The organism is Streptomyces sp. NPDC052301 (genome assembly GCF_044593395.1).
Taxonomy (GTDB): domain Bacteria; phylum Actinomycetota; class Actinomycetes; order Streptomycetales; family Streptomycetaceae; genus Streptomyces.
The window spans coordinates 1-21,177 of sequence record NZ_JBIUBE010000017.1; the positions used below are offsets into that span (position 1 = coordinate 1).

General features: G+C 69.9%; 15 protein-coding genes, 1 tRNA gene and 2 pseudogenes. 12 read left to right on the forward strand and 6 right to left on the reverse strand.

The window, feature by feature from the left end; translation table 11 throughout:
• The first annotated feature begins 261 nt into the window (after positions 1–261).
• The 8 genes from ACIHEJ_RS34600 to ACIHEJ_RS34635 all read left to right on the forward strand — a co-directional run bounded on the left by ACIHEJ_RS34600 (position 262) and on the right by ACIHEJ_RS34635 (position 10,793).
• Positions 262–335: transfer RNA gene (locus ACIHEJ_RS34600), tRNA-Met, on the forward strand.
• 1,315 nt (positions 336–1,650) lie between these two features.
• The gene (locus ACIHEJ_RS34605) at positions 1,651–2,838 is read left to right on the forward strand and encodes a glycosyltransferase (protein WP_400141581.1); all 1,188 of its coding nucleotides are present in this window, start codon (positions 1,651–1,653) and stop codon (positions 2,836–2,838) included.
• A gap of 17 nt (positions 2,839–2,855) precedes the next feature.
• Positions 2,856–3,152, forward strand: coding sequence for a trypco2 family protein (locus tag ACIHEJ_RS34610; RefSeq protein ID WP_400141582.1), 297 nt, complete (start codon positions 2,856–2,858; stop codon positions 3,150–3,152).
• Positions 3,153–3,156: 4 nt separating this feature from the next.
• Complete coding sequence (locus tag ACIHEJ_RS34615; protein ID WP_400141583.1) at positions 3,157–5,955, forward strand: NB-ARC domain-containing protein; 2,799 nt, start codon at positions 3,157–3,159, stop codon at positions 5,953–5,955.
• Between the two features lie 257 nt (positions 5,956–6,212).
• Positions 6,213–6,833 carry a LysE family translocator gene (locus tag ACIHEJ_RS34620; protein ID WP_400141584.1) on the forward strand — a complete coding sequence of 207 codons (621 nt, stop codon included), beginning with the start codon at positions 6,213–6,215 and terminating at the stop codon, positions 6,831–6,833.
• A 52-nt stretch (positions 6,834–6,885) separates the two neighbouring features.
• The gene (locus ACIHEJ_RS34625; RefSeq protein WP_400141585.1) at positions 6,886–7,590 is read left to right on the forward strand and encodes an HAD family hydrolase; all 705 of its coding nucleotides are present in this window, start codon (positions 6,886–6,888) and stop codon (positions 7,588–7,590) included.
• Positions 7,591–7,860: 270 nt separating this feature from the next.
• Positions 7,861–8,334 (forward strand): hypothetical protein, encoded by a 474-nt coding sequence (locus tag ACIHEJ_RS34630; RefSeq protein WP_400141586.1) that lies wholly within the window; start codon positions 7,861–7,863, stop codon positions 8,332–8,334.
• A 197-nt stretch (positions 8,335–8,531) separates the two neighbouring features.
• Complete coding sequence (locus ACIHEJ_RS34635) at positions 8,532–10,793, forward strand: tetratricopeptide repeat protein (protein WP_400141708.1); 2,262 nt, start codon at positions 8,532–8,534, stop codon at positions 10,791–10,793.
• A 321-nt stretch (positions 10,794–11,114) separates the two neighbouring features.
• On the opposite strand, the gene ACIHEJ_RS34640 is transcribed toward ACIHEJ_RS34635, so the two are convergent.
• From ACIHEJ_RS34640 to ACIHEJ_RS34660, 5 genes and pseudogenes are all read right to left on the reverse strand, one after another.
• A complete protein-coding gene (locus tag ACIHEJ_RS34640; protein WP_400141587.1) occupies positions 11,115–11,897 on the reverse strand; it encodes a TIGR03084 family metal-binding protein in 783 nt (260 codons plus the stop codon).
• A 293-nt stretch (positions 11,898–12,190) separates the two neighbouring features.
• Positions 12,191–14,110 (reverse strand): hypothetical protein, encoded by a 1,920-nt coding sequence (locus ACIHEJ_RS34645; RefSeq protein ID WP_400141588.1) that lies wholly within the window; start codon positions 14,108–14,110, stop codon positions 12,191–12,193.
• A 142-nt stretch (positions 14,111–14,252) separates the two neighbouring features.
• The gene (locus ACIHEJ_RS34650; RefSeq protein WP_400141589.1) at positions 14,253–15,914 is read right to left on the reverse strand and encodes a ricin-type beta-trefoil lectin domain protein; all 1,662 of its coding nucleotides are present in this window, start codon (positions 15,912–15,914) and stop codon (positions 14,253–14,255) included.
• A 469-nt stretch (positions 15,915–16,383) separates the two neighbouring features.
• Positions 16,384–16,839 (reverse strand): annotated as a pseudogene (locus ACIHEJ_RS34655) (transposase); the annotation flags it as partial.
• Between the two features lie 104 nt (positions 16,840–16,943).
• On the reverse strand, positions 16,944–17,522 hold the full coding sequence (locus ACIHEJ_RS34660) for a TetR/AcrR family transcriptional regulator (protein WP_400141590.1): 579 nt from the start codon (positions 17,520–17,522) through the stop codon (positions 16,944–16,946).
• A gap of 90 nt (positions 17,523–17,612) precedes the next feature.
• Here ACIHEJ_RS34660 and ACIHEJ_RS34665 point away from each other — a divergent pair, with 90 nt between their 5' ends.
• Positions 17,613–18,059 carry an anthrone oxygenase family protein gene (locus ACIHEJ_RS34665; protein WP_400141591.1) on the forward strand — a complete coding sequence of 149 codons (447 nt, stop codon included), beginning with the start codon at positions 17,613–17,615 and terminating at the stop codon, positions 18,057–18,059.
• Positions 18,060–18,382: 323 nt separating this feature from the next.
• Positions 18,383–18,808, forward strand: coding sequence for a DUF4267 domain-containing protein (locus ACIHEJ_RS34670; RefSeq protein ID WP_400141592.1), 426 nt, complete (start codon positions 18,383–18,385; stop codon positions 18,806–18,808).
• A gap of 435 nt (positions 18,809–19,243) precedes the next feature.
• Here the strand turns inward: ACIHEJ_RS34670 and ACIHEJ_RS34675 are convergent, their stop codons facing one another.
• Positions 19,244–19,552, reverse strand: coding sequence for a transposase family protein (locus tag ACIHEJ_RS34675; protein ID WP_400141593.1), 309 nt, complete (start codon positions 19,550–19,552; stop codon positions 19,244–19,246).
• A gap of 156 nt (positions 19,553–19,708) precedes the next feature.
• Here ACIHEJ_RS34675 and ACIHEJ_RS34680 point away from each other — a divergent pair, with 156 nt between their 5' ends.
• Positions 19,709–20,197 (forward strand): GNAT family N-acetyltransferase, encoded by a 489-nt coding sequence (locus ACIHEJ_RS34680; RefSeq protein ID WP_400141594.1) that lies wholly within the window; start codon positions 19,709–19,711, stop codon positions 20,195–20,197.
• Between the two features lie 534 nt (positions 20,198–20,731).
• A pseudogene (locus ACIHEJ_RS34685) lies at positions 20,732–21,132 on the forward strand (transposase); the annotation flags it as partial.
• Between the last annotated feature and the right edge of the window lie 45 nt (positions 21,133–21,177).

Here is a 21,177-nt window from a genome sequence, read left to right on the forward strand (position 1 = left end):
CAGCGTCACCGACCCGGTGGCCAACATCACCGCCGCCGCCAACTACGCCGCACACCGCTACGGCTCCATCGACAACGTCAACTCCGCCTACTGACCGGGCCCTTCCAGTCGTAGGACACGGCGTCGGTCGGTAGTTCCCTACAGCCGGTCCGCGGCCGGCAGGTCCTCGCCGGAAGACGCCATGGGCGTACGGCTGCGCGGCCGCTGCTCGGAAAATGGGCTGCCGGTCGGGAGGGGGACGACGTAGGGTGGGTTCATCGACGCGGGGTGGAGCAGCTCGGTAGCTCGCTGGGCTCATAACCCAGAGGTCGCGGGTTCAAATCCCGCTCCCGCTACGCCAAAGCGGCCCTCGCCGGCACATGCCGGCGAGGGCCGTGTGCATGGGGGAGCGTGCCGAGTGCATGTCCGTCTCTCCCGAGCGTGGTTGCGCTGTGGCCGCTGGCGGATTTGCGGCGGATGAGCAGGATGCCGCTGCTGTCGGCTCTCTGCGGGGCCGCGGGTGCGGAGGTGGATGCCCCGGACAAGCAGGGCGATACGCCTTTGTGGCAAGCGGTGTTCACGTACCGAGGTGATGGTGCGGTGCTGTCGCTCCTGGTGGGGCCGGTGCCGATCCGGACAAAGACCTCGACACCCCTCGCGCGCTGCCGACCTCGACGACGTGCCGGTGAGACGCGTGCTCGGCGTTGACATCAGCAGCCGAACGGCGGCGTCAGCCGGTCGGTGCACCGACCTTGTCCAGGGCCGCCCGCGTTCCCTACACTTCCGGCGACCGTCGCTCACCCGCCGTGGCCCCAGAAGAGATGGGCCGGGACGTCCACTGGTGCAACTGCCGCAGGTGCGCCATGCGCGACCCTGCTGGTCGGCATGGCTCGAGCAGCTCGAAGCCGGCTGCGAGACGAGGAAGCGCAAGGCCGAGAAGGAAGCCGGCCGGGACCGGCTTCGCCGCCGAACGTGCCATCGCCTCAGCTCAAGCCGGGCGGCGCCGCCTCACCACGGCTGTCACCCGGCTCTGAACCTGCCGGGCGAACCGTTTCTTCCACTGCCTGCCGCGGGGGCTTCTTTCCCGCAGTCATCGCAGCAGCCGCACGAGCCAGCTGCACTTGCACCTGCTCGAACGCTCGCGAGCCTGACCGCTTGCGCTTATGACTTCCGCTCATACACGTTCAACGCCCCACAGCGCCGTCTGTAACCGCAGTACCTCCGAATGGAGCACATAACTCCGGCCTCGAGCAACGTCAGCCGGTGACCACCGAGGAACCAACCCACCCTGAAGCAGGGCTGAGCCTGTGATGATCCGGCTGTGCCTCAGTACTCCTGGCTCGGTTGGCGGAGCGGCAAGGGCTACGAGCCCGTCGTAGCCGCCCGGCCCGACACCATCCGCAGCCTCCCCTCGGCACCCCGTCACGGGAGAGGCCGTCGACCAGAAGAACCCCCTCGGTGTCCCGGCCGTCCTGGTCACGCGTGGAGGCCTCACCGCATACAGGCGGGTTGAGCCGCCCACGGCCCGCGCCTTCGTGTGCACCCGAAACTCCCTCGGGCGTGCTGAACCTGTCCGGCCGCATCCTTTCGGTGGCCACGGCCCGCGCCTAGCCTCGACCGGGCAGCTGTCCGTTGGAACTGGCCGGAGCACCACAGGGTGGGGGAAGGGCCATGACCTCAACGCTTGCCTGCGTGCTGTGGACGGCGCTGTACGGCTGTGCCGCGGCCGTGCACGAATGGATACGGCGCAGGCGGGTCGATCCTGGCCCAACCCGTTTCGCGACGTGGGCGAGCGCCCGGCCGAGCGTGGATGTCCTCATCCCCTGCTACAACGAACACCCTACGGAGCTGGAGGCGTGTCTCTCCTCGGTGGCGGCGCTCGCGTATCCGGGCACCCTGACGGTCCATGTCGTCGACGATGGATCGGCGGAGTCCCCGGAGCTCAAGGATGTGTACGAGCGGTATGCCGCCCTGCCGGGATGGCAGGTCATCCGCTTGGGCGTCAACAAGGGGAAGCGACACGCTCAGGACGCCGCCTTCGTATGCGGGAGGGGAGAGCTCGTTCTGTGCGTCGACTCCGACACCCGCATCGCACCGGGCGCGGTCACCGCACTCGTACGACATATGGAGGACACCCGCGTCGGCGCTGTGAGCGGCACCATTCACGTTCGTGCTGCGGGCACCCTTGCCGAGCTGTGCGACCTCGAATACCAGATGACCAACGCGGACCGGGCCTGTCAGTCGACGTACGGAGCGGTGCTCTGCTGCGCCGGCGCCTTCGTGATGTACCGCCGCTCGGCTCTGAGCGCGTTGTGGCCGGCCTACCGGGACCAGCGGTTCCTTGGCGTGCCGTGCCGGCAGGGCGAGGACCTACATCTCACCAACCTGTTGCTGAGGGCCGGGCTACGAACACGCTTCGCCGCCGACGCGCACGCCTGGACGACGTCACCGGACCGGATCCGCGGCTACCTGCGCCAACAGCTGCGCTGGAGCCGCAGTCACTGGCGGGAACTGCGCTGGCTCCTCCCGCAGTTGCGCAAACTGCCGCCCTACGCTGCCCTCGACGTCTTCGTACGGGTGGCTCCGGCCCTTCAGTACGCGGCGCTGCCCCTGCTCTGCGTGACGGCACCCATGTCGCACGCGGCCGTCGTCGGGGCCGCCCTGGTGGTCGAGGAATGCATCCTCATGTTCTTTCGTGCGCAGGGGCACCCCCTCTGGCCACGCTACGCCGCGCTGCGTGTCCTGGTGCAGATTCCGGTACAGGTCTGGGCAATGTGCACCGTCTTCAGCCAAGCTTGGCTCACACGCGGTCCGACCCGGACGCCGGCAGTCGAACCACATCCCTGGAGACGTGAGTAGCGGAAAGGAACACCGAGTTGATCGAACTCTCGGCGGCGGTCGCCGCGATCCGCGAGGAAATCGTGGCCTCGATGTCCGCCGCCAACACCAGCGGCATCCATTTCCCGGTTGGCCGGATTCAACTCGAGTTCCAGGTCGGTGTCACCCGTACGGACAACGGCCGAGCAGGCCTGAAGCTCTGGGTCCTCGAACTGGGGGGCGACAAAGGCCGGTCACGGCAGGAACTGCAGACGGTCACCGTGACGCTGGAGGCGCCGGTCGACGACCACGGCGCGCCCGTGAAGGTGTTCCATACCAGCGAGAGCAAGCCGTAGTCCGATGACCGAGGTCGTCCCGGCCGATGCGTACGGCACGCGCGCCGTCGAAGTGCTCCGCCGGTACCGGACGCCGACGGGGGAGCAGTGGAGCGTCGGCTCCGGATATCTCATCACGGCCGAACTCGTACTCACCGCAGGCCACAATGTCGGCCCTGTCGGCCCACTCGGCGGGTCCGGGGGGCGGAACGAGACGTGCGAGCTGCTGGTTCGCTTCTTCGATGAGCGGGAACATCGGGCGGAGGTCGTAGCCCTGGGCAGCAGTGCTGACGCGGACATCGCTCTGATACGGCTCGCTGACGGCCACCGTCTGCAAGGGGACGTCGCACCGGTCAGGTTCGCGACCGTCGACCGCTCCGCCACCCGGAGTGTGCCGGGATGCTGGGCGGTCGGCTTCCCGCGCTACAAGCAGAAGGCCTGGCCCGGCCGCACCACGAGCAAACGCGACAGCGAGCACCTGGAGGGCACCATTCCGCCGGGCGCCGACCTGCGCCGCGGGCTGCTCGGGTTCCGGGTCACCGCGACCCCGGCCGGTCTCGGCACCGGAGGGTCCCAGTGGCAGGGCATCTCCGGCACCCTCGTCTTCGCCCCCGACGGACGCGCCCGGCCCCGCGCCGTCGGCGTGGTTACCGAGCACCATCTCCCCGAAGGCTCGTCATCCCTGACCGTCGTGCCGGTCACCGCCCTCAGCCCCGTGGGTGTCGACGGCGTCACACGCGTGTGGGACCTGCTCGACATCCCGGACCCGGACGCAGTGCCTCGACTGCCGGCCATGTCCTCTCCGGAGCGTCCATACGGCACCGGGCCCGGACCGACCGGGGCCCGGATGACCCTCAAGCGCTTCCTCGTCGACTTCGGCGGACGCGAGGCGGAACTCACTCGAATCAGCACCCTGTTGCGACGGCACGCGGGACGTGGTGCCGTCATCGTCGTCTACGGAATGGGCGGTGTCGGCAAGACGTCCCTCGCGACCCACATCGGCCACCTGCTCGCCGACGATTTCTACCACGCCCGTGTTTTCGTGGAGCTGGGCGGCATGGGGGCGGTGGAGGTGCCGGTGCCTGCCGCGATGCAGCAACTCTTCGACGCCTTCGGCGTACCGGACAGTGCGATTCCGCAAAGCCCCGGCCGCCGAGCGGAGCTGCTGCAGTCGCTGTACCACGAGGGGCCCACACTGCTCATCATCGACAACGCTACCCGGGAGCGGCACGTGGAGCCCCTGTTACCTCGGGAGCCCGGCCCCACCAGTGTCATCGTCACCAGCCGCTCCTCACTGCCCAACCTGGACGGCGTGCGGCGGATTCATGTGCGGCCGATGGCGAGCGACGAGGCCCTGGCCACCCTCGCGGGGTTCGTCGAGGACGAGGAGGTCCTCGAGGACCGGGAGAGCGCCCTGCGCATCGTCGGCCTCCTCGGTGGCCTCCCCCTCGCGCTACGGCTCGTCGGAGCCATCATCAACGGTCCCACCATGCGCGACCAGCCGCTGAGCGCCCTGGCGCGACGCCTGGAAGACGAGGAACGCCGATTGACGTACCTGGACAATGAGGACCGGGGGGTACGGGCTTCCCTGGAGGCCAGCTACCGCACGCTGCCGGAGGCGACGGCCGGCTGCTTCCGGGCGCTCGGTCTCGTCCCCGGTGTCACATTCACCACCGGCCTGGTGGCTGCGGCCACCGCAACGGACCCGTCGACGGCGCACCTGTGGATCACCGAACTGCTCAACGCCCAGTTGCTGGAGACCACTCCGCAGGCCGCCGACCGCTACCGCGCACATGACCTCGTACGCCTCTACGCTCGGCAGAAGGCCAGGGAGGTCGACCCGCCGACAGTGCTCGACGACACCGTCCGAAGGATCGTGAACTGGTACGTCGAGGCGTCCCGCATCAGCCTCATGCCACCGTCCTCCGCGCACCGGCCGTCGTCGGAGGCCCTCGCCTGGTTCGGCGCCGAGGACGTGAACGTGATGGCGGCTGCCGAGGCGGCGCGAAAGACCGGTGCTTGGGACGCGGTCGGTGCGCTGGCCGAGGCGCTTCGGCCCCTCCTGTGGTACCAGCGCCGCTGGGAAGAGTCCCAGGACATCGAAGAGGCCGCGGTCGAGGCCGCGAACCGGCGGGAGGAGCCGCAGCGTGAGCTGGAGGCGATCATCCAGCTCGCCGAGGCCCGCCGGAAGTCCGGCCGCCCCGAGGACACCGTGGTGCTGTACGAACGCGCCGTGCAGATCAGCCGCGCGCACGGCGGCCCTTCCCTCGAGGGCTGGGTGCAGACGCACTACGGCGACATGTATTGCGATCTCAAGAGGCGCGAAGCGGCGCTCGAACGCTACGACACGGCACGGTCCCTGTTCGAGTCCGGTGGCGGCGTCGGGGACCTGATCTGGCTGTCGGCGCACTACATCGACGCCCACCGCCAGTTCGGCGACCCGCGGGAGGCCGTCCGCGTCGCCGAGCGCATGCTGCCCATGGCGGCCGAGCCGTCCCAGAGCGTGTGGGTGCACTGGCATGTCGCGCTGGCTCGGGCGGACCTCGGCCAGTACGCCGAGGCCGAGGATTCCCTCCAGATCTCAGTGGACCACCACCGCACGGTGCACGACGACGCCGGTCTGGCCCACATGTTGCTACTCCTCGGCGAAGTCCGTGCCGCCGCCGGCCGCACGAACGCGGCGCGCGTGGCCCTCGCTGAGGCGCTCAACCTGGCGGAACGCGTCAACGTACCCCGGATGGTCCGCCAGATCACCGAGGACCTGGACCACCTCCATGAGGGCCGCCCCCTGCGCGGCGCCCTGGCACCCGACTCTGACCTGTAAGGGTGGCCACGCGACCCGCGGCACCGATGCCCCGTTCCGAGCATGCGCCCAAGCACCCTCTCCGACCATGCCGAACCGCCGGATCGTCGCGACTAGGCGTATACCGGGCACGTCACCTTAGGTATGACGCGTAAAACCAAACGCGAACTGTGCCATTCCTGCCCGATTTCAGGCAGGAACGTGGACGCCCCACGGTTCCCGACCTAGGGTGATTGCTCATGATCACCCTAGACGCAATAGGGACTTTCGCCCTGATAATGGGACTCCTGACGCTCACTCCGGGACTGGACACCGCACTCATCCTGCGTACCGCGGCGCTCGGGCACCGCCGTCGTGTCTGGGGCGTGGTCCTCGGCATCCAGAGCGGCACGCTGGTCTGGGGCGTGCTCACCTCGCTCGGTGTGACCGCGCTGCTGACCGCGTCACATCTCACGTACGAGACTCTTCGTTGGGCCGGAGCGGCGTACCTGGTGTGGATGGGCGGCAGGCTGCTGTGGGCCACCTGGCGCCATGCACCGAGCGAGAGCCCGCAGACGGCGGGGACCGGGGGCACGACCGGGGCCAGGACAGGCGCCGGCGACACTCTCCTCGGCGGCTGGCGGCAAGGGATCGTGACCAATCTCCTCAACCCGAAGATGGGCGCCTTCTACGTTGCGATGCTCCCGCAGTTCATTCCCGCCGGCGCCTCGCACCTCGCTCCAGGCGTGCTCCTGGCCGGTGTACACATCCTCCTGGCCGTCGCCTGGGCGTGCGCGCTGATCGCCTTCGCGCATGTGCTCCGAGACCGCCTGCAGCGACCCGCGGCCCGCCGCTGCCTCGACCGCATCACCGGCACGGTCATCGCCGCCTTCGGTATCCGGCTCGCACTCGAACAGTGAGCACGGGGCGACGCTACCGCAAGGCCTCCGACAGCGGCCGAAAGGGCAACCCGTGCATCACCTGAAGTGGAAGGACATCCACATGTGCTCGCTCCCCACCAACACAGAGGCCGTGGTCTTCGACTGCGACGGCTTGCTGGTCAACACCGAAGCCTGCTGGACCGTTGCGGAGACGGCCATCTTCGCGGCGCACGGTCAGCCCTTCGGTCCCGAACAGAAAGCCCTGGTCATCGGCCGCACCGTGGAGGGCGCTGGTGAGGCCATGGCCCAATACCTCGGGCGCCCCGGCGCTGGTGCCGAACTCGCCGCCGAACTCCTCGAAAGAGTCCGCAGAGAGCTTTCCCGAGGCGCCGTAGCCCTCCCGGGGGCGGCAGAACTGGTGCGCGCCTGCCGAGCAGTCGTACCCATCGCCGTAGCCAGCAACAGCCCTCGGGAACTGCTGGACACGGCACTGTGGTCGGCCGGTCTCACCGACTGCTTCACTCACTCGTTCGCCGCCGACGAAGTGCGCTCTCCCAAGCCCGCACCAGAGCTGTACCTCACGGCATGCGAGGCACTCGGTACGACTCCCCAGCGGTCCGTCGCCTTCGAGGATTCGGCCACAGGCATCGCCTCGGCACGTGCTGCCGGGCTCTACGTCGCGGTCGTACCGTCCCTTCAAGGAGCCGACCTCGACCACGACTGGCTGAGCACCAGCCTGGCCGAACCCGCATTGCGGGACTGGGCCAGGAAACTCGGAGTTGGCACGGTCCGCTGACCCACTCCGTTTGGTAGGCACGGGCGGGCCGCCTCGACGAGCATCTCGCCCCGGCGACCCGCAGCAGCGTGGCGAGGGGCACCGGGGCCGGCGTGCAGCAGCGGTCGTAGGCGAGTTCACCGGTGGTGCGCTTGCCGTGTCACCGAAGGCTCAGCGATGCCAGTGAAGCTCGATGACGCGTCCAGTGGGGTTGAATTCGCACGGGGCTATGACAACTGCGGTCGGGCGCCGGTACCGTCACCAGGTCAGGGGTTCATCCGAGGGGGCGGCATGCTGGAAGCGGCGTTGACGGCTTTGGCGGCGGCTGGAGGCACTGCAGTGGTTCAGGCTGCGGGCACGGACGCCTGGGGCGAGTTCAGGTCTGGGGTGGCCCGGCTGCTGGGCCGCGGGGACCAGGCCCGCGAGTACACGGAACTCGAACGCCTGGACCAGACCGTGACCGTGCTGGAGGAAGCACGTCTCGATGAGGCCGTACTGGTTCGGGCGCGTCAGGAGTCCTCCTGGCAGACCCGTTTTGAAACGCTGCTGGAGGGTTTGGCGGGCGAAGAACGTGGCGTGGCCGTTACCCAGCTTCGCGCCCTCGTCGAAGAACAGTCCCGTGGGTCTGGTGCTGTGTCGGCGGGCGACGACGGTGTTGCCATCGGGGGGAGCGCCACCCTCCAGGCTGACCGCGGAAGTGTCGTCGCTTGGAACGCCGGAGACGTGACCGTTACCCCTCAGACGCCGGGTCCGCATCAGGGCTGAGCGCACTCGGCGTCACTCCGGCCCCACAGATCACCGCTCGCACGGCGGTTTACGCCGACCGCCAAGGGCTGTCCGTCGGCCACGCCGACCACGTCACGCACTACGCCACGGCCCGGAGCCCGGCCTCATGGCCGCACCAGGTCGGGGTCATCCCGCCCAGAGCACGGTCCTTCCAACACCGACCCGAGGGGCAGCGACTGCGGTCGGCAGGCGAAGGGGTAGCGGTGTTGTGTCAAGTCCTGGTCGGAACAGGGGGAGTGGGCAAGACGCAGCTCGCCGCCGATTATGCGAACAGCTTCTGGGAGGACCGCGCCCTGGACGCGTTGGTGTGGATCACCGCATCCACACGCTCCGCGGCTGTGACCGGCTACGCCCAAGCTGGTGTGGAGCTTCTGTGTGCCGATGCCACAGATCCGGAGCAGGCGGCCAAGCAGTTCCTGGCTTGGCTCACGCCCAAGGGCTCCGCCCGCCCGTGCAGATGGTTGGTCGTCCTGGACGATGTCGCCGATGTTGCGGACTTGCACGAGCTATGGCCTCCCGCCGTCCCCAATGGTCACACAGTGATCACCAGCCGTCGGAGAGATGCGGCGTTGACCGGCCGCGGCCGCCTGATCGAAGTGGGCGTCTTCACGCAGACCGAGGCCCTGGCCTACCTCAACGACACTCTCGCGGCCCAGGGCCGGACCGAACCAGCCGACCAGCTCGCCGGCCTGGCCCACGATCTCGGATACCTGCCCCTTGCACTGTCCCAGGCGGCCGCCTATCTCACCGACGCTGGTCTGGACTGCGCCACCTACCGTCGGGACCTCGCCGACCGGGCCCGAGCCCTCGCCGACCTGCTGCCCGAACCGAGCGCCCTGCCCGACGACCAGCCGACGTCCGTCGCCGCAGCCTGGTCCCTGTCCATTGACCGTGCCCAGAGTCTGCGCCCGGCTGGGCTGGCCCGCCCGATGCTGCAATTGGCGGCCATGCTCGATCCCAACGGCATCCCGGCATCCGTCCTGACCAGCCCGCCCGCTCTGAGCCATCTGTCCGCGTGCCGCGCGGGAGCCGCTGCTTGGCGGGCGACGCCACCGCGACATGACCCCGGCCGAGCTCCTGCCGGCATCGAAGAGGCGGAGATGGCAATACGACTACTGCACCGGCTCAGTCTGGCCGACCACACCCCTGGGACCCCTGACCAGGCCATGCGTGTGCATCAGTTGGTCCAGCGCGCCGTCCGCGACCAACTCTCCTCCCACCGGCTCGATGAACTCGTCCGTGTCGCCGCCGACGCCCTGATCTCCGCCTGGCCTGCTCCTGAGCGGGATCTCAGCCACGCCCAGGCATTGCGCGCCAACACAGACGCTCTCACCAGGCATGCAGGGAAAACCTTGTACAGGCCGAGAGCGCACATCGTGCTCTACCGCGCAGGTACCAGTCTCGGCCAGACCGGCCAGGTCACCTCTGCCCGCGACTACTACCGCCAACTCTCCCGAACCACCCACCACCATCTCGGTCCCGATCACCCCGACACCCTTCGCGCTCGAAGCCACCTGGCGTGGTGGCAGGGGGAGGCCGGGGACGCCGCCGGCGCCGCCGCGGCCTTCGCGGACCTTCTGCGAGACCAGCTCCGGGCCCTCGGCCCCGATCACCCCGACACCCTCCGCACTCGACACAGCCTCGCCGAATGGCGGGGGGAGACGGGAGACGCCGCTGGCGCCGCCGCAGCCTTCGCGGACCTACTGCAAGACCAGCTCCGGGCACTGGGCCCCGACCACCCCGACACCTTCACGACACGGCACAATCTCGCGTGGTGGCGGGGGAGAGTGGGAGACGCGGCCGGCTCCGTCGCCCAGTTCGCGGACCTGCTACAGGACCAGCTGCGCGTGCTGGGATGCGACCACCCCCATACCTTGCGCACACGGCACAATCTCGCGTGGTGGCGGGGGGAAGTGGGAGACGCGGCCGGCGCCGTCGCGGAGTTCGCCGACATCTTGCGCGACCGGCTCCGTGTGCTGGGCCCTGACCACCCCGACACTCTGCGCACGCGGCACAACTTCGCATGGTGGCGGGGGAGAGTGGGGGACATGGCCGGGGCCGTCGCGGAGTTCGCCGACGTCTTGCACGACCGGCTCCGTGTGCTGGGCCCTGACCACCCCGACACCTTGCGCACCCGGGGGCACCTCGCCTGGTGGCGGGGGGAACTGGGCGATGTGGTCGGCGCCGCCGTGACGACTGCTGAGCTGTTGCAGGACCAGCTTCGGGTGCTGGGTCCCGATCACCCCCACACCCTGCGCACGCGTGGTCAGCTCGCCCGGTGGCGGGGAGACATGGGCGATGTGGCCGGGGCTGTGACAGCATTCACGGAACTGCTGCAGGACCAACTGCGAGTCCTTGGACCGGATCATGCGGACACTCTCGCCACCGGTCGAAGCCTCACTCGCTGGGAGAGCGCATCAGGCCGCCAGGTGTGCTGACCGGACCTGGTTGCAGCGACAGCAAGATGCCCGGCGGCCCCAGTGGCCGCCGGGCATCGTCGGTGCGCCACGGGTGTCATTCCCCCGTCTCGTCGGGTCCGGCGGAGGCGTCGAAAGACGCGAAGAAGAGGACGAGCAGACGTACGCGGAGTACGAGTTCCAGGTCCGCGACGACGACATCGTCACGATGCCCGACGAACTGGAGCCGGCGCTCGCTGCACCGCTGCCCGTGGCGACGAAGAGTGATGGGGTGCCTCGGATCGCTGTCGCGCTCGCTCGCCGGCCCCACTACCGAGGCGCAGAGACACCCGGGAGACGCTCTCAGAGGAAGACGCGCGCCACCTCCAGCCACTTCTGAGCGTCCTCGCCGGTCGCCGTCATGTTGGTCTCGGACGAGGGGCGACGCCGGGTGACACACAGGCAGAAGTCGACGGCGCCGCCCTGTACCCGTTGCGCGGCAGCCTCGGGGCCCCACCCCCACGTCCGTCCGTCAGGTGCTGTCAGCTCGACGCGGAAGGCGTCCGCCGGCTCAGGCAGTCCGACGGCGGCGAAGGACAGCGCCCGTCCCAACACCCCCAGCGAAGCCACGTGCCACAGTCGATCCGTCGGGCGGTGCGCCACGCCCACGGCATCGAAGACGTCCTGCCCGTGTGCCCAGGTTTCCATCAGACGAAGGGGCGCCATCAGGGCCGGGGTCACCTTCGACATGTACCAGGGGAATGCGTGGTCCCACGGTGTGTCGCGCAGTGCCGCCGCCAGTTCGGCTCGCCCGGCCCGCCACTCGTCCAGGAGTACCGACCGCGGTTTTGCCGCTCCCGCGGTGGCGGCCTTGTCCGCGTACCCGCTGCCTTCTGCTTCCGCCCGCACGAGCTCGGCGCCGAACGCGTCCGGAGTGCGTAAGGCGCTGAGTGCGTTCGCGTCCGCCCACGCGAGGTGGGCTATCTGGTGGGCGACCGTCCAGCCCGGTGCCGGTGTCGGTATGGACCAGTCGTCCACTGCACTGACCAGGACATCGAGCTCGTCGCCCTCAGCCACCAGCGCGGACAGGACTCCGGCGACATCTTGAGAGGGGACGGCGAGGTTGTAGTTCAACATGTCCGCCATGGTGTCACTCCTTCCTGGCCAACGGCGGAGACGAAGTGTGCGGGCAGACACCGATGTTGCCGGAGTCCGCCCTCTCAGCGAAGCCGAGACCCCTGACGCGGCCGCCCGACGGCTACGCCGGCGATTCGCTGTCCGGCTGCCCATCGAGGTCATCACCACCCGCTACCCGGACGCCGAAAATCAGATGCTCCTCAACGCCGCTGTCCCACCCGGACGGCCTGCACATGGGGGTCGGGGCACGGATCCGATCGGGACGGGACACAAGCAGGCGCTGTCGGTTCGGGCGGTCGGGGTCACCGCTGGGCGGCCATGGCTGCCGCGGCCGCGTCCAGGATGCGGTTCAGGACGGGGACCGGGATCGCCGGATTGGTGACCGCCGCGCGGGCCGTGTCGCGGTCGTGCAGCAGCCCGGCCAGGACGCGGGACGGCAGTCGGGGGTGGCGCGTCGCGGTCCCGCGCACGTGGTCCGCCGGGTCGTTCAGCAGCCGTACCGCGTCGGCAGGTGACAGCCGGGGGTCCGCGGCTGCGCGTTGCCGCACTTCGGCCTCGGGGTCCCGGGCGAGGCGCGCGACGTCAGCGGCGGTGGACTGCGGGTCGTCGAGGACCAGGCGGCGCATCCGTCCGCTGGGGTCGTCGGCATAGCGCCGCAGGCCCGCACGGGGGAAGTTGGGGTGGCTGCGAGGGCGGTCGGGGTGGCTGAAGCTGCCGTCCCACCAGCGCCAGACCTCCAGTAGCAGGTCGGCGGGCGCGTCGTCGCACGATTCGGCGAGGAACAGGCGGACCACCCGGTCCTCGTCCCGCGCCAGACGCTCCACGGCGTCGGGCGGGAGATGCCGGGCGCGGGCCACGCTGCGGCGGACGAGCGGATGGGGCGACGCGGCGAGGCGGCGCATCGCGGCGGGGTCACTGTGCAGGTCCTCGACCCAGGGCAGCGTGTGCGACATCGACGTCGGGTCGAAGTCGTAGCGCACCGCGGCGCGCTGTTCTTCGGTGAGGTCGGGGCGCAGTGCCACCGCGGACCGGACGTCGTCGTGCGGGTCCTGTGCCAGGACGGCGACGCCGGGCGCGCCGAGGCCCGGGTTGCCGGCCAGCGCCCGGCGTACCTCCGTGTCCCCGTCGCGAACCAGCTCGGCCTCCAACTCCGCCTCGAAGCGGCACTGTTCGAGTGCTTGCCGGTGTGCAGCCAGCGAGGCGAAGACCTCGCGGGGCATGGGGATCGCGGTGTGGTGGGCCAGGAGCGCCGCCGTTCGCACCGTGTCGTCGGTGTCGGCGAGCAGCCGCGCTCGCAGGGGAGCGGCAAGATCTTCCCATCGATTGCAGGCTGCCGCCCGGACAGGGGGATCGGCGTCGGTCACGAGGCTGGGTAGGTGGTGTGCGGGGAGCCCTGGGAGTTCGGCGGCCTGGGCGCGGGACGGGCCGGCGAGGAGGTCGTCGTACAGGTCCTCGGGGAGTGCGGCGCCCCAGGTGCAGGCTTGCTCCGCCCAGAGGACGCGCCGCCTCGGTGAGGGTTCGGCGCGGACCAGGCGTACCCACTGTTCGGCGGTGAGCTTGGGCCGGAAGGTGTCGGCAGTTCTCGCGCGCACCCGCGGGTCGGGGTGCGCCACGGCGGCGTCGAGGACGGCCGGACGGCTGCAGCCGTGCAGGAAGTCGTCCGCTACGTCCAGCAACCTGATCAGCAGCTCGTCCGGCGCGGCCGGATTGGACCCGATTCCCTCCGCCCAGTGCAGGGGCCACGCCGGCAGGCCGGGCACGGCCGCCCACACCTGGGCGCGCTCGGCCTCCGTCTCGGGTCCGGCGGCTGCCGCGGCTTCCTCCAGCCGTTCCGGCAGCCGGTCGAGGGCCGTTACCCGGGGTCCGTCGGGGCCCGGGATCTCCGCCAGCAGCACCTGTCCGTCGAGGGAGAGGGCCACGAAACCGGGGTCGCCGGTCAGTTCCGGTACACCGTCACCGGTGTTGCGGACCCGGATCCACCAGGAGTCGTTTCCGCCGATCCGATGTCCGAGCACGGCCACCAGGAACTCACCATTGCCATCGATGAGTTGGCGCCACCGCGTGGCGTCGAGCGCCTGCCCGGCCGCGCCGTCCGGCGCTGCGATCCCACGCGCGATGCGCCAGCCGGCCTCCGGCGGGAACAGGCTGCCCGGGGTCATCTCCTCGACGACGGTGAGCCCGGCGCGTTCGAGCAGTTCATGGAGCTCTTCTCGGCGTTGCACGCGGTCATGATCCCGGCGGGCTCGCGATGGGGCAAGGCCTCAGCGGATCACCTGCGCAGCGGCGATACCCCGAGGGGCCGCACCGGTTGAGGTGCGGGCCCTTCGACGTGCCCCGCCTCATTTCAGCCAGGGCTCTCCCTGCTCACGCCAGCGAGAACTTCTGGGCCGCGGAGCCGTTGCAGTCCCAGATCTGCAGGCGCGTGCCGTTCGCGGTGGCACCCGACGGCGAGTCGATGCACCTGCCGGTGGTCGGGTTGGACATCGAGCCGTCGGAGTTGGCGACCCAGTTCTGGTAGCCGCCGCCGTTGCAGTTGGCCAGCTGGAGCTTCGTGCCGGCCGCGTTCACGCCGCCTGCGATGTCCAGGCACTTGCCCAGCGTGCGCAGGGTCTGCCCGTTCCAGGTCCACTTCTGGTCGAGCGAGGTGGCCTGCTGGCAGTCCCAGAGCTGGACTGCGGTGCCGTCGCCGCCGGTGTCGTCACCCGCCACGTCCACGCACTTGCCACCCGGTCCGTAGATCGGGGTACCGATGGCGAACATCTGGGCCGCGGAGCCGTTGCAGTCCCAGATCTGCAGCCGTGTGCCGTTCGCGGTGGCACCCGACGGCGAGTCGATGCACCGGCCGCTCGTCGGGTTCCGCAGCGAGCCGTCGGGCTGGCGCACCCATGACTGGTAGCCGCCGCTGTTGCATGTGGCGAGCTGCAGCTTCGTACCGGCGGCGCTGTTGCCGCCGGCGATGTCCAGGCACCTGCCGAGGGTCTGCAGGGTCTGGCCGCTCCACGTCCAGTGCTGGTCCTTGGCCGCCGACTGGCAGTCCCAGAGCTGGACCGCGGTGCCGTCGCCGCCGGTGTCGTCACCCGACACGTCCACGCACTTACCGCCGGGTCCGGTGATCGTCTGGCCGCTCACCGAACCACCGTCGCCACCGCCTCCGGAGCCGGGCGCCTTGTTGTAGACGGCCACCGAGTCGATGACCAGCTTGCCGCCCGAGACCGTGGACGCGTTCGGGCCCCCGCCGAAGGCGTCCGGGAAGCCGCCGCCGATCGCCAGGTCGTAGATGATGAAGAAGGGGTGGTCGACCGCGTCCGACCAGGTCGTGGCGTCCACCTGGTTGGCGTTGACGGTGAAGAAGTTGTTCCCGTCGAGGTAGAACCTGACCTGCTCCGGCGAGACCGAGCGGTCGATCTCCGCCGCGTAGTCGTGAAAGCCGGTCTGGCAGCCCGAACAGGCGCGTTCACCCGAGCCGATGCCGGTCGATTCGTTGCACGGGCCACCCGGGTTCACCCCGCAGTGCAGGGTGCTGAAGAGGGAGCTGCGGCCGTTGATGTCCTCCATGATGTCGACCTCGCCGGACTTGGGCCAGGTCACACCGTCGCGCAGCGGGGCGCCGAGCATCCAGAACGCCGGCCAGTAGCCGGCGCCGTTGGCGGTGGTGACGTTGGGCTGCTGGAGGACGGACTCGATGCGTACGACGCCGCCGGCCGGGGCGCCGAAGCCCGCCGCCTGGGTCTCCACGCGCCCGGAGGTCCATCCGCCGCGCGCGTCGGAACCCGAGTGCAGGGCCTGGAGCACCAGATGACCCTGACCGTCGTGGTAGACGTTCGAGGTGCTGTCGGTCATCGTCTCGATCTCACCGGTGCCGAAGTTGCTGCCCGGCCCGGTGTCGTACTTCCACGAGCTCTGATCGATGCCGGTGCCGGACGCACCGTTGAAGTCGTCGCTCCAGGTGAGCGTGAAGCCCGACGGTGTCGGGGGTACTGCCGCCTGGGCGTCCAGTGTCGCGGTGACGGTGGCCGCCACCGTCACCACGACGACGGGAATCAGCGAGAGCGCTCTCTTCCACCGGCCGCGCTGTGCCCTTGCAGGGTGTGATTGCATAGATCTGGCCTCCGAAGAAGAACACGATCGCGTCTGTTCGCCATGCCGCCTCTGGTGATCTCCATCAACGGTGAGCAGTCCCGCGCCCTTGTGGATCTGGATCACGACGAACGGGGCGACGGCCGGCGCTCGGGCTGCGTCGACAGGCAGGCCCACAGTGGACGGCCGGGCTCCCCCCGATCGGCGGATGCTTCGTCAACTTGCCTGAGGATTCGCGGTGTTGAGCGATGTGGAATTCTGTGCGAGGCAGACGGTATTGGCCCAGACCAATACCGTCAAGGCTGCGCAACAAACTGAGAACGGCTTGGGTGCCGACCCTGTTCTGCCGGACGAGGTTGCCCAGCGGATGGGCCTGCTGGTGCCGCCCGGCAAGGAGGTGCCGGCCGGCCTTGAGAGGCGGCCGGATGACCTCGGCGAGCTTGCGGCGGCCGGCCTGCGCAGAGCGGCCGGGGGCCGTGGCGCTCCAGGAGCCAGGCGACGGCGGGAAGGTCCAGGCGGAGTCCCAGGACTCGTTCGAGGCTGGGGTGGAACTGGGTGAGCAGGCCGCGGCTGCGGTGGGAGGCGCGGTCGGCCTCACCGGCCAGGTCCTGGTCGAAGCCGGCCGCCATGGTAGCTCGGCGGTGATCCCGTCGGCGAGTTCGAGGGAGTGCGGGGTGTGGGGCATGGTGCGGGCGGCGTCCGCCGTCGCGGCCGCATCGCGGGCGTCGGTCTCGGGTTCACCGGGGTGGAGGTCGGCGATCCGGCGCATTGCGCGCCCGGGCAGGTAGGCGACCTTGCAGCCGGCGTCGCGGCCGACGGTCAGCGGCACATCGCCGAAGGAGGCGGGCTCGTCCACGACCGCCAGGACGGTGCCGAGCCACGGCTGCGCCGTGTGGACGCGAGTGACCGGAAGCGTTGCCGCAGGCAGGCGGCGGCGGGGCCCGAGGGCCCCGGCTGCGTGCCCGCCGGGACGGTGTGTCAGAGCACGGCGAGGCGGTCCACCAGCAGCACCACCCTCGGCTCGGCGTCCTCGGGCAGCAGGCGGCCCGCGCGGCTCAGGGTTGCAAGGCCGTGCAGGGCCGCCCAGAACACCTCGGTGAACAGCCCCGGGGGGACGCCGTCGCCGGTGACCTCGTCGAGAGTCTCCACCAGGGCGGCGAAGGCGTCCTTCAGCGGCTCGGGGGTGTCCTCCTGCGCGTACGCCAGGCCGCCGTCGAGCTGGAACAAGGCGTCGTAGACCGCTGGGTTGCGGGCGGCGAAGTCGAGGTAGGCGCGGGCCAGGGCGACGACCCGGGCGCGCGGGCCGTCCGCGGCGGAGGTCGCGGCCCGCACCGCCGTGGCCAGTTCGGCGGCCCCCTGCAGGGCGACGGCGCCGATGATCTCGCGCTTGCCGCGGAAGTGGCTGTAGAGGACGGGCTGACTGTATTCGATGCGCTCGGCGAGCCGCCGGGTGGTGACTGCGTCCCAGCCCTGCTGCTCGGCGAGTTCGCGGGCTGTCGCCACGATGAGGCGCTCGCGTTCCGCCCGTTCGCGCTGCTTGCGTTCCTGTACCGACATGAATCGATCCTAGCATCGCTAGACAAGCGAGCGGCAGCAGTACTAGCGTTGCCTCATCTGCTAGCAACGCTAGTTCACGGAGGGGTCGTCATGCTCAACGCTCTCGAGGTCGTCACCACCGTCGTCGTCGGGCTGATGGTGGGGGTGGAATTCTCCGTCGCTTTCATCATGAACCGGATCCTGGACGCGCTTCCCGAGGACAGCGGCCAGCTCGGCCACGCCCACGGCGGCCGGATGCTCGGCGCCCTGATGCCGTTCTGGTACATGGGCTCGCTCGTCCTCAGTGCGATCTGGGCCATCGCCGGACGGCACCACCACGGCGCCGGACTCGTCGTCACCGCCGCCGGCCTGCTGATCGTCAGCGTGGTCATGTCGATGCTGCTGCTCGTCCCGATCAACAACCGGAACAAGACCTGGACCCCCGACAACCGGCCCGCCGACTGGAAGCAGCAGTTGCGCCGCTGGGACCGCTACCACTACGTCCGCGTCGCCGTCATCATCGCCGCTTTCGCCCTGCTGGTCACCGCCCTCACCTGATATCGCCGCTGCCCCGGCATGTACTGGTCTGCCCCTGTTCACCGACGGCTTTCGCCCTGTCGGGGTGAGCCCGATTGGGCTTCGGATCTCTGGCCCTGCGGGCCGACGCCGCGCCGGCGGCGCACAATTCCCACTCCCGGGGGCGGCTGACCACCGAGGTCCCGACATTCGGGAATGCAGCTGCCGCTCAAATCCCCCGACCGCGATCCCGGCAAGCCGCGCCCCACGATCAGCCGCGTCCGCCCGGCCTGATCGGGCCCCGTACGACTCGGCAAGCTCCACGAAACTCACCAAGCTGACGAAGACTCGCAAGGAGAAGAACGATGTCGCTGAAGAAGATCAACACCGTCCTGGTCGCCGTCTTCATCCTCTTCATCCTCTGGTTCGGGACGGAGTTCATCCTGAGCCCGGAGACGACGGCGCCGGGCTTCGGACTGCCGAGCTGGCCGTCCGGCGACGGCGACGGCTTCCTGATCGTCAAGGGCATCCGCGACGTCGTCCTGGCCCTGGTCCTGGGCATCCTGCTGGTGACAGGCCACCGCCGGGCGCTGGGCTGGGTGCTGCTGGTGGAGGCCCTCGCCGCATACGGCGACATGGCCACCGTGCTGGCCCACCACGGCTCCGTGGCCACCGCGCTCGGCGTCCACTGCCTGACCGCGACACTGATGGTGGTCAACGGCCTGCTGATGATGCGCGAGACCCGCAAGGTCGCGGCCGCTCCGGCGACACCCGCCCCGCAGCCCGCCTGACCAGCTCTGACCAGGTGCCGCAGTCCGCGGCATGGGCGGCACCAGTCGGGATGGCGACGAGGGCGGCCGTCGCCGAGGCGACACCAAGGACCGCGAAGGCGCGACGCAGGCGGGTACGGATGGCCATAGTTCCCCCAGACTCATGGCTGACGAGCCGGAAATGTCGTGTTCATGCCCAAGCGTTTGGGGGGCTGGATGTTGGGTCCCGCAAGGGGGCAGGAGGCGCAGTAGTAGTAAGCGAAGCCGAGCGACCCACCACTTGAACGAGTCATCGCGGCAGGCGTCACCCGCATCGTGGCCGCCCAAGCCCCAGGGCTTCGGCGTAGTCGGATGACGTCCGGTCTGCGAACATCTGAGGCCGAGAAGCGTGAGGGGATCGCGGGGATCGCGGGCGTTGGCGGAGGTCGGCCGCGATGCCGACGGCACCGGCGAGCTTCAGCGCGCCGATGGCGCAGTTGCGGCAGGTGGCCATGGCGCGTCGCCGTCGATCCGGGCCAGCAGCCGCCGTACCGCCGACTCCGAGGGCAGCCGCCGCGCGGGCAGCACCGGGTCCGGGTGGACGCCGAGCCGTTCCAGCACCTGGGCGGGCGCGTCCGCGATCCACTCGCCCACGGACAACAGCGAGGTCGCCCCGGTCGGCACCGCGCATGCTGCAAGGGCCAGGACGACGGCCAGGGCATGGCGCACGCCGCGCGGATCACGCGAGTCCGGCACCTCAGCCGGCCGCTCCAGCAGACCCGGCACCTCCTCACGTATGGGCTCTGGCTGGTCGCGCAGCTGGTCAAGAACGAACGGGATCGGGGCCTGTTCGGGCGGTATCCGGGAGCGGTATGCAGGAACGCCTGCCCGAGCAGCCGACCCGCCGCACGAAGGCACCCTCCGGTACGAGATACTTTCCCGATGGGTTCACGCACTTCCCCGATCAGTCGGTCGATCACGATACGGAGGGCCGTCGCGCGGGATGCCAAACGGCTCACGCGGCTCGTGCGTGGCTCAGGCGCCTACGAGGGCAAGTACGCAGCCGCAGTCGCGGGTTATCGGGTCGGTCCTGATTACATCGAGGCGCACCGCGCCTTTGTGGCCGTCGGCGCCGACGAGCATGGAGGCCGGGTCCTCGGCTTCTACTCGCTCGTCCTCGCTCCACCGGAGCTCGACCTGCTGTTCGTCGCCGACGAAGCGCAAGGACGGGGTATCGGGCGACTGCTCGTCGCGCACATGCAGTCCGAGGCCCGTGCCGCCGGGATCGACCGCGTCAAGGTCGTGTCGCATCTTCCCGCAGAGGATTTCTACCGCCGCGCCGGTGCGGTGCGGATCGGGACCGCGTTCGCGAACCCGCCCGCCGTGCCGTGGGACCGTCCCGAATTCGAGTTCCGCATTCCTTCGGAATGACGCGGTGTGCAGGTTCGCAGGGCGCCGGCTTCGCCTGCATGGGGGCCGGCATGCAGGAGCCGCTGGACGCCGCGCGCTCCATGTGTGCCGTCGTCCCTGCGTCGCGGGGGTGTGTCTTGCAACGGGAAGGCCGTCGGTCAGCGTGGACACCTGATGAGCTGCTCGGACCAGATCGTCTTGCGGTCTCTGCATGGCGGCCGCCCCGTCGCCCGCCGAGTCGGGCGACGAGGAACAGGCCACGTCCTTCCTCGTCGGTGGTGTGGGCGAGCTTGCACGTTCGGCTGTCGACGTACAGGGCTACCACCCCGGGGGGCGTCCCCGCGCATCCTCCGGACGGAAGGCGCACAGCGACAGGCCCCGCCGCCGCTCCGGATCGTGCCGCCAGCTGAAGTGCCGGCGCCTGCGGATGACCGGGGCGCCCGTCTCCAGCACCTGGTGCAGTGACCGCATGGTCACGCCGCCTCGGATGCAGTGGATGGAGGAGGGCCCGCTCTTCGTGATCGCCGGGGCGGCTCCCGCGGCGAGGGCGGGTTCGTCCTGACCGCAGGGCAGGCGGCGGACAGCCCGCAGTGCATCCCCGTGCTGGAGAAGACACGGGTTCCCGGTCCCGTCGGCCGCCCCGCACCCGGCCGGACGCAGTCGCCGGGGACAAGGCCTACTCCACCCGCAGCAACCGGGCCCACCTGCGTTGACGCAGCATCGAAGCCGTCATGCTGGAGAAGGCGGACCAGGCCGCCAACCGAAAGAGGAAGGGCTCCAGGGGCGGACGACCCGTGAGCCACGACGCCGACCTCTACAAAGAGAGGAACGCCGTGGAGCGCCTGATCAACAAGCTCAAGGCATGGCGAGGCATCGCCACCCGCGATGACAAGACCCCGGACAGCTACCTCGCCGGCCTCCGCTCACGCGCATCGATGATCCGGATCAAAGAGCTCGCTTTCGCCACTCATCGCTTTCGAATCGGTGCCCACCCTGGTGCG

Coding starts and splice junctions, on each gene's coding strand:
- ACIHEJ_RS34605 (WP_400141581.1), top strand. CDS start 1,651: ATGACCTCAACGCTTGCCTGCGTGCTGTGGACGGCGCTGTACGGCTGT.
- ACIHEJ_RS34615 (WP_400141583.1), top strand. CDS start 3,157: ATGACCGAGGTCGTCCCGGCCGATGCGTACGGCACGCGCGCCGTCGAA.
- ACIHEJ_RS34620 (WP_400141584.1), top strand. CDS start 6,213: ATGGGACTCCTGACGCTCACTCCGGGACTGGACACCGCACTCATCCTG.
- ACIHEJ_RS34630 (WP_400141586.1), top strand. CDS start 7,861: ATGCTGGAAGCGGCGTTGACGGCTTTGGCGGCGGCTGGAGGCACTGCA.
- ACIHEJ_RS34640 (WP_400141587.1), bottom strand. CDS start 11,897: ATGGCGGACATGTTGAACTACAACCTCGCCGTCCCCTCTCAAGATGTC.
- ACIHEJ_RS34660 (WP_400141590.1), bottom strand. CDS start 17,522: ATGTCGGTACAGGAACGCAAGCAGCGCGAACGGGCGGAACGCGAGCGC.
- ACIHEJ_RS34665 (WP_400141591.1), top strand. CDS start 17,613: ATGCTCAACGCTCTCGAGGTCGTCACCACCGTCGTCGTCGGGCTGATG.
- ACIHEJ_RS34670 (WP_400141592.1), top strand. CDS start 18,383: ATGTCGCTGAAGAAGATCAACACCGTCCTGGTCGCCGTCTTCATCCTC.
- ACIHEJ_RS34680 (WP_400141594.1), top strand. CDS start 19,709: ATGGGTTCACGCACTTCCCCGATCAGTCGGTCGATCACGATACGGAGG.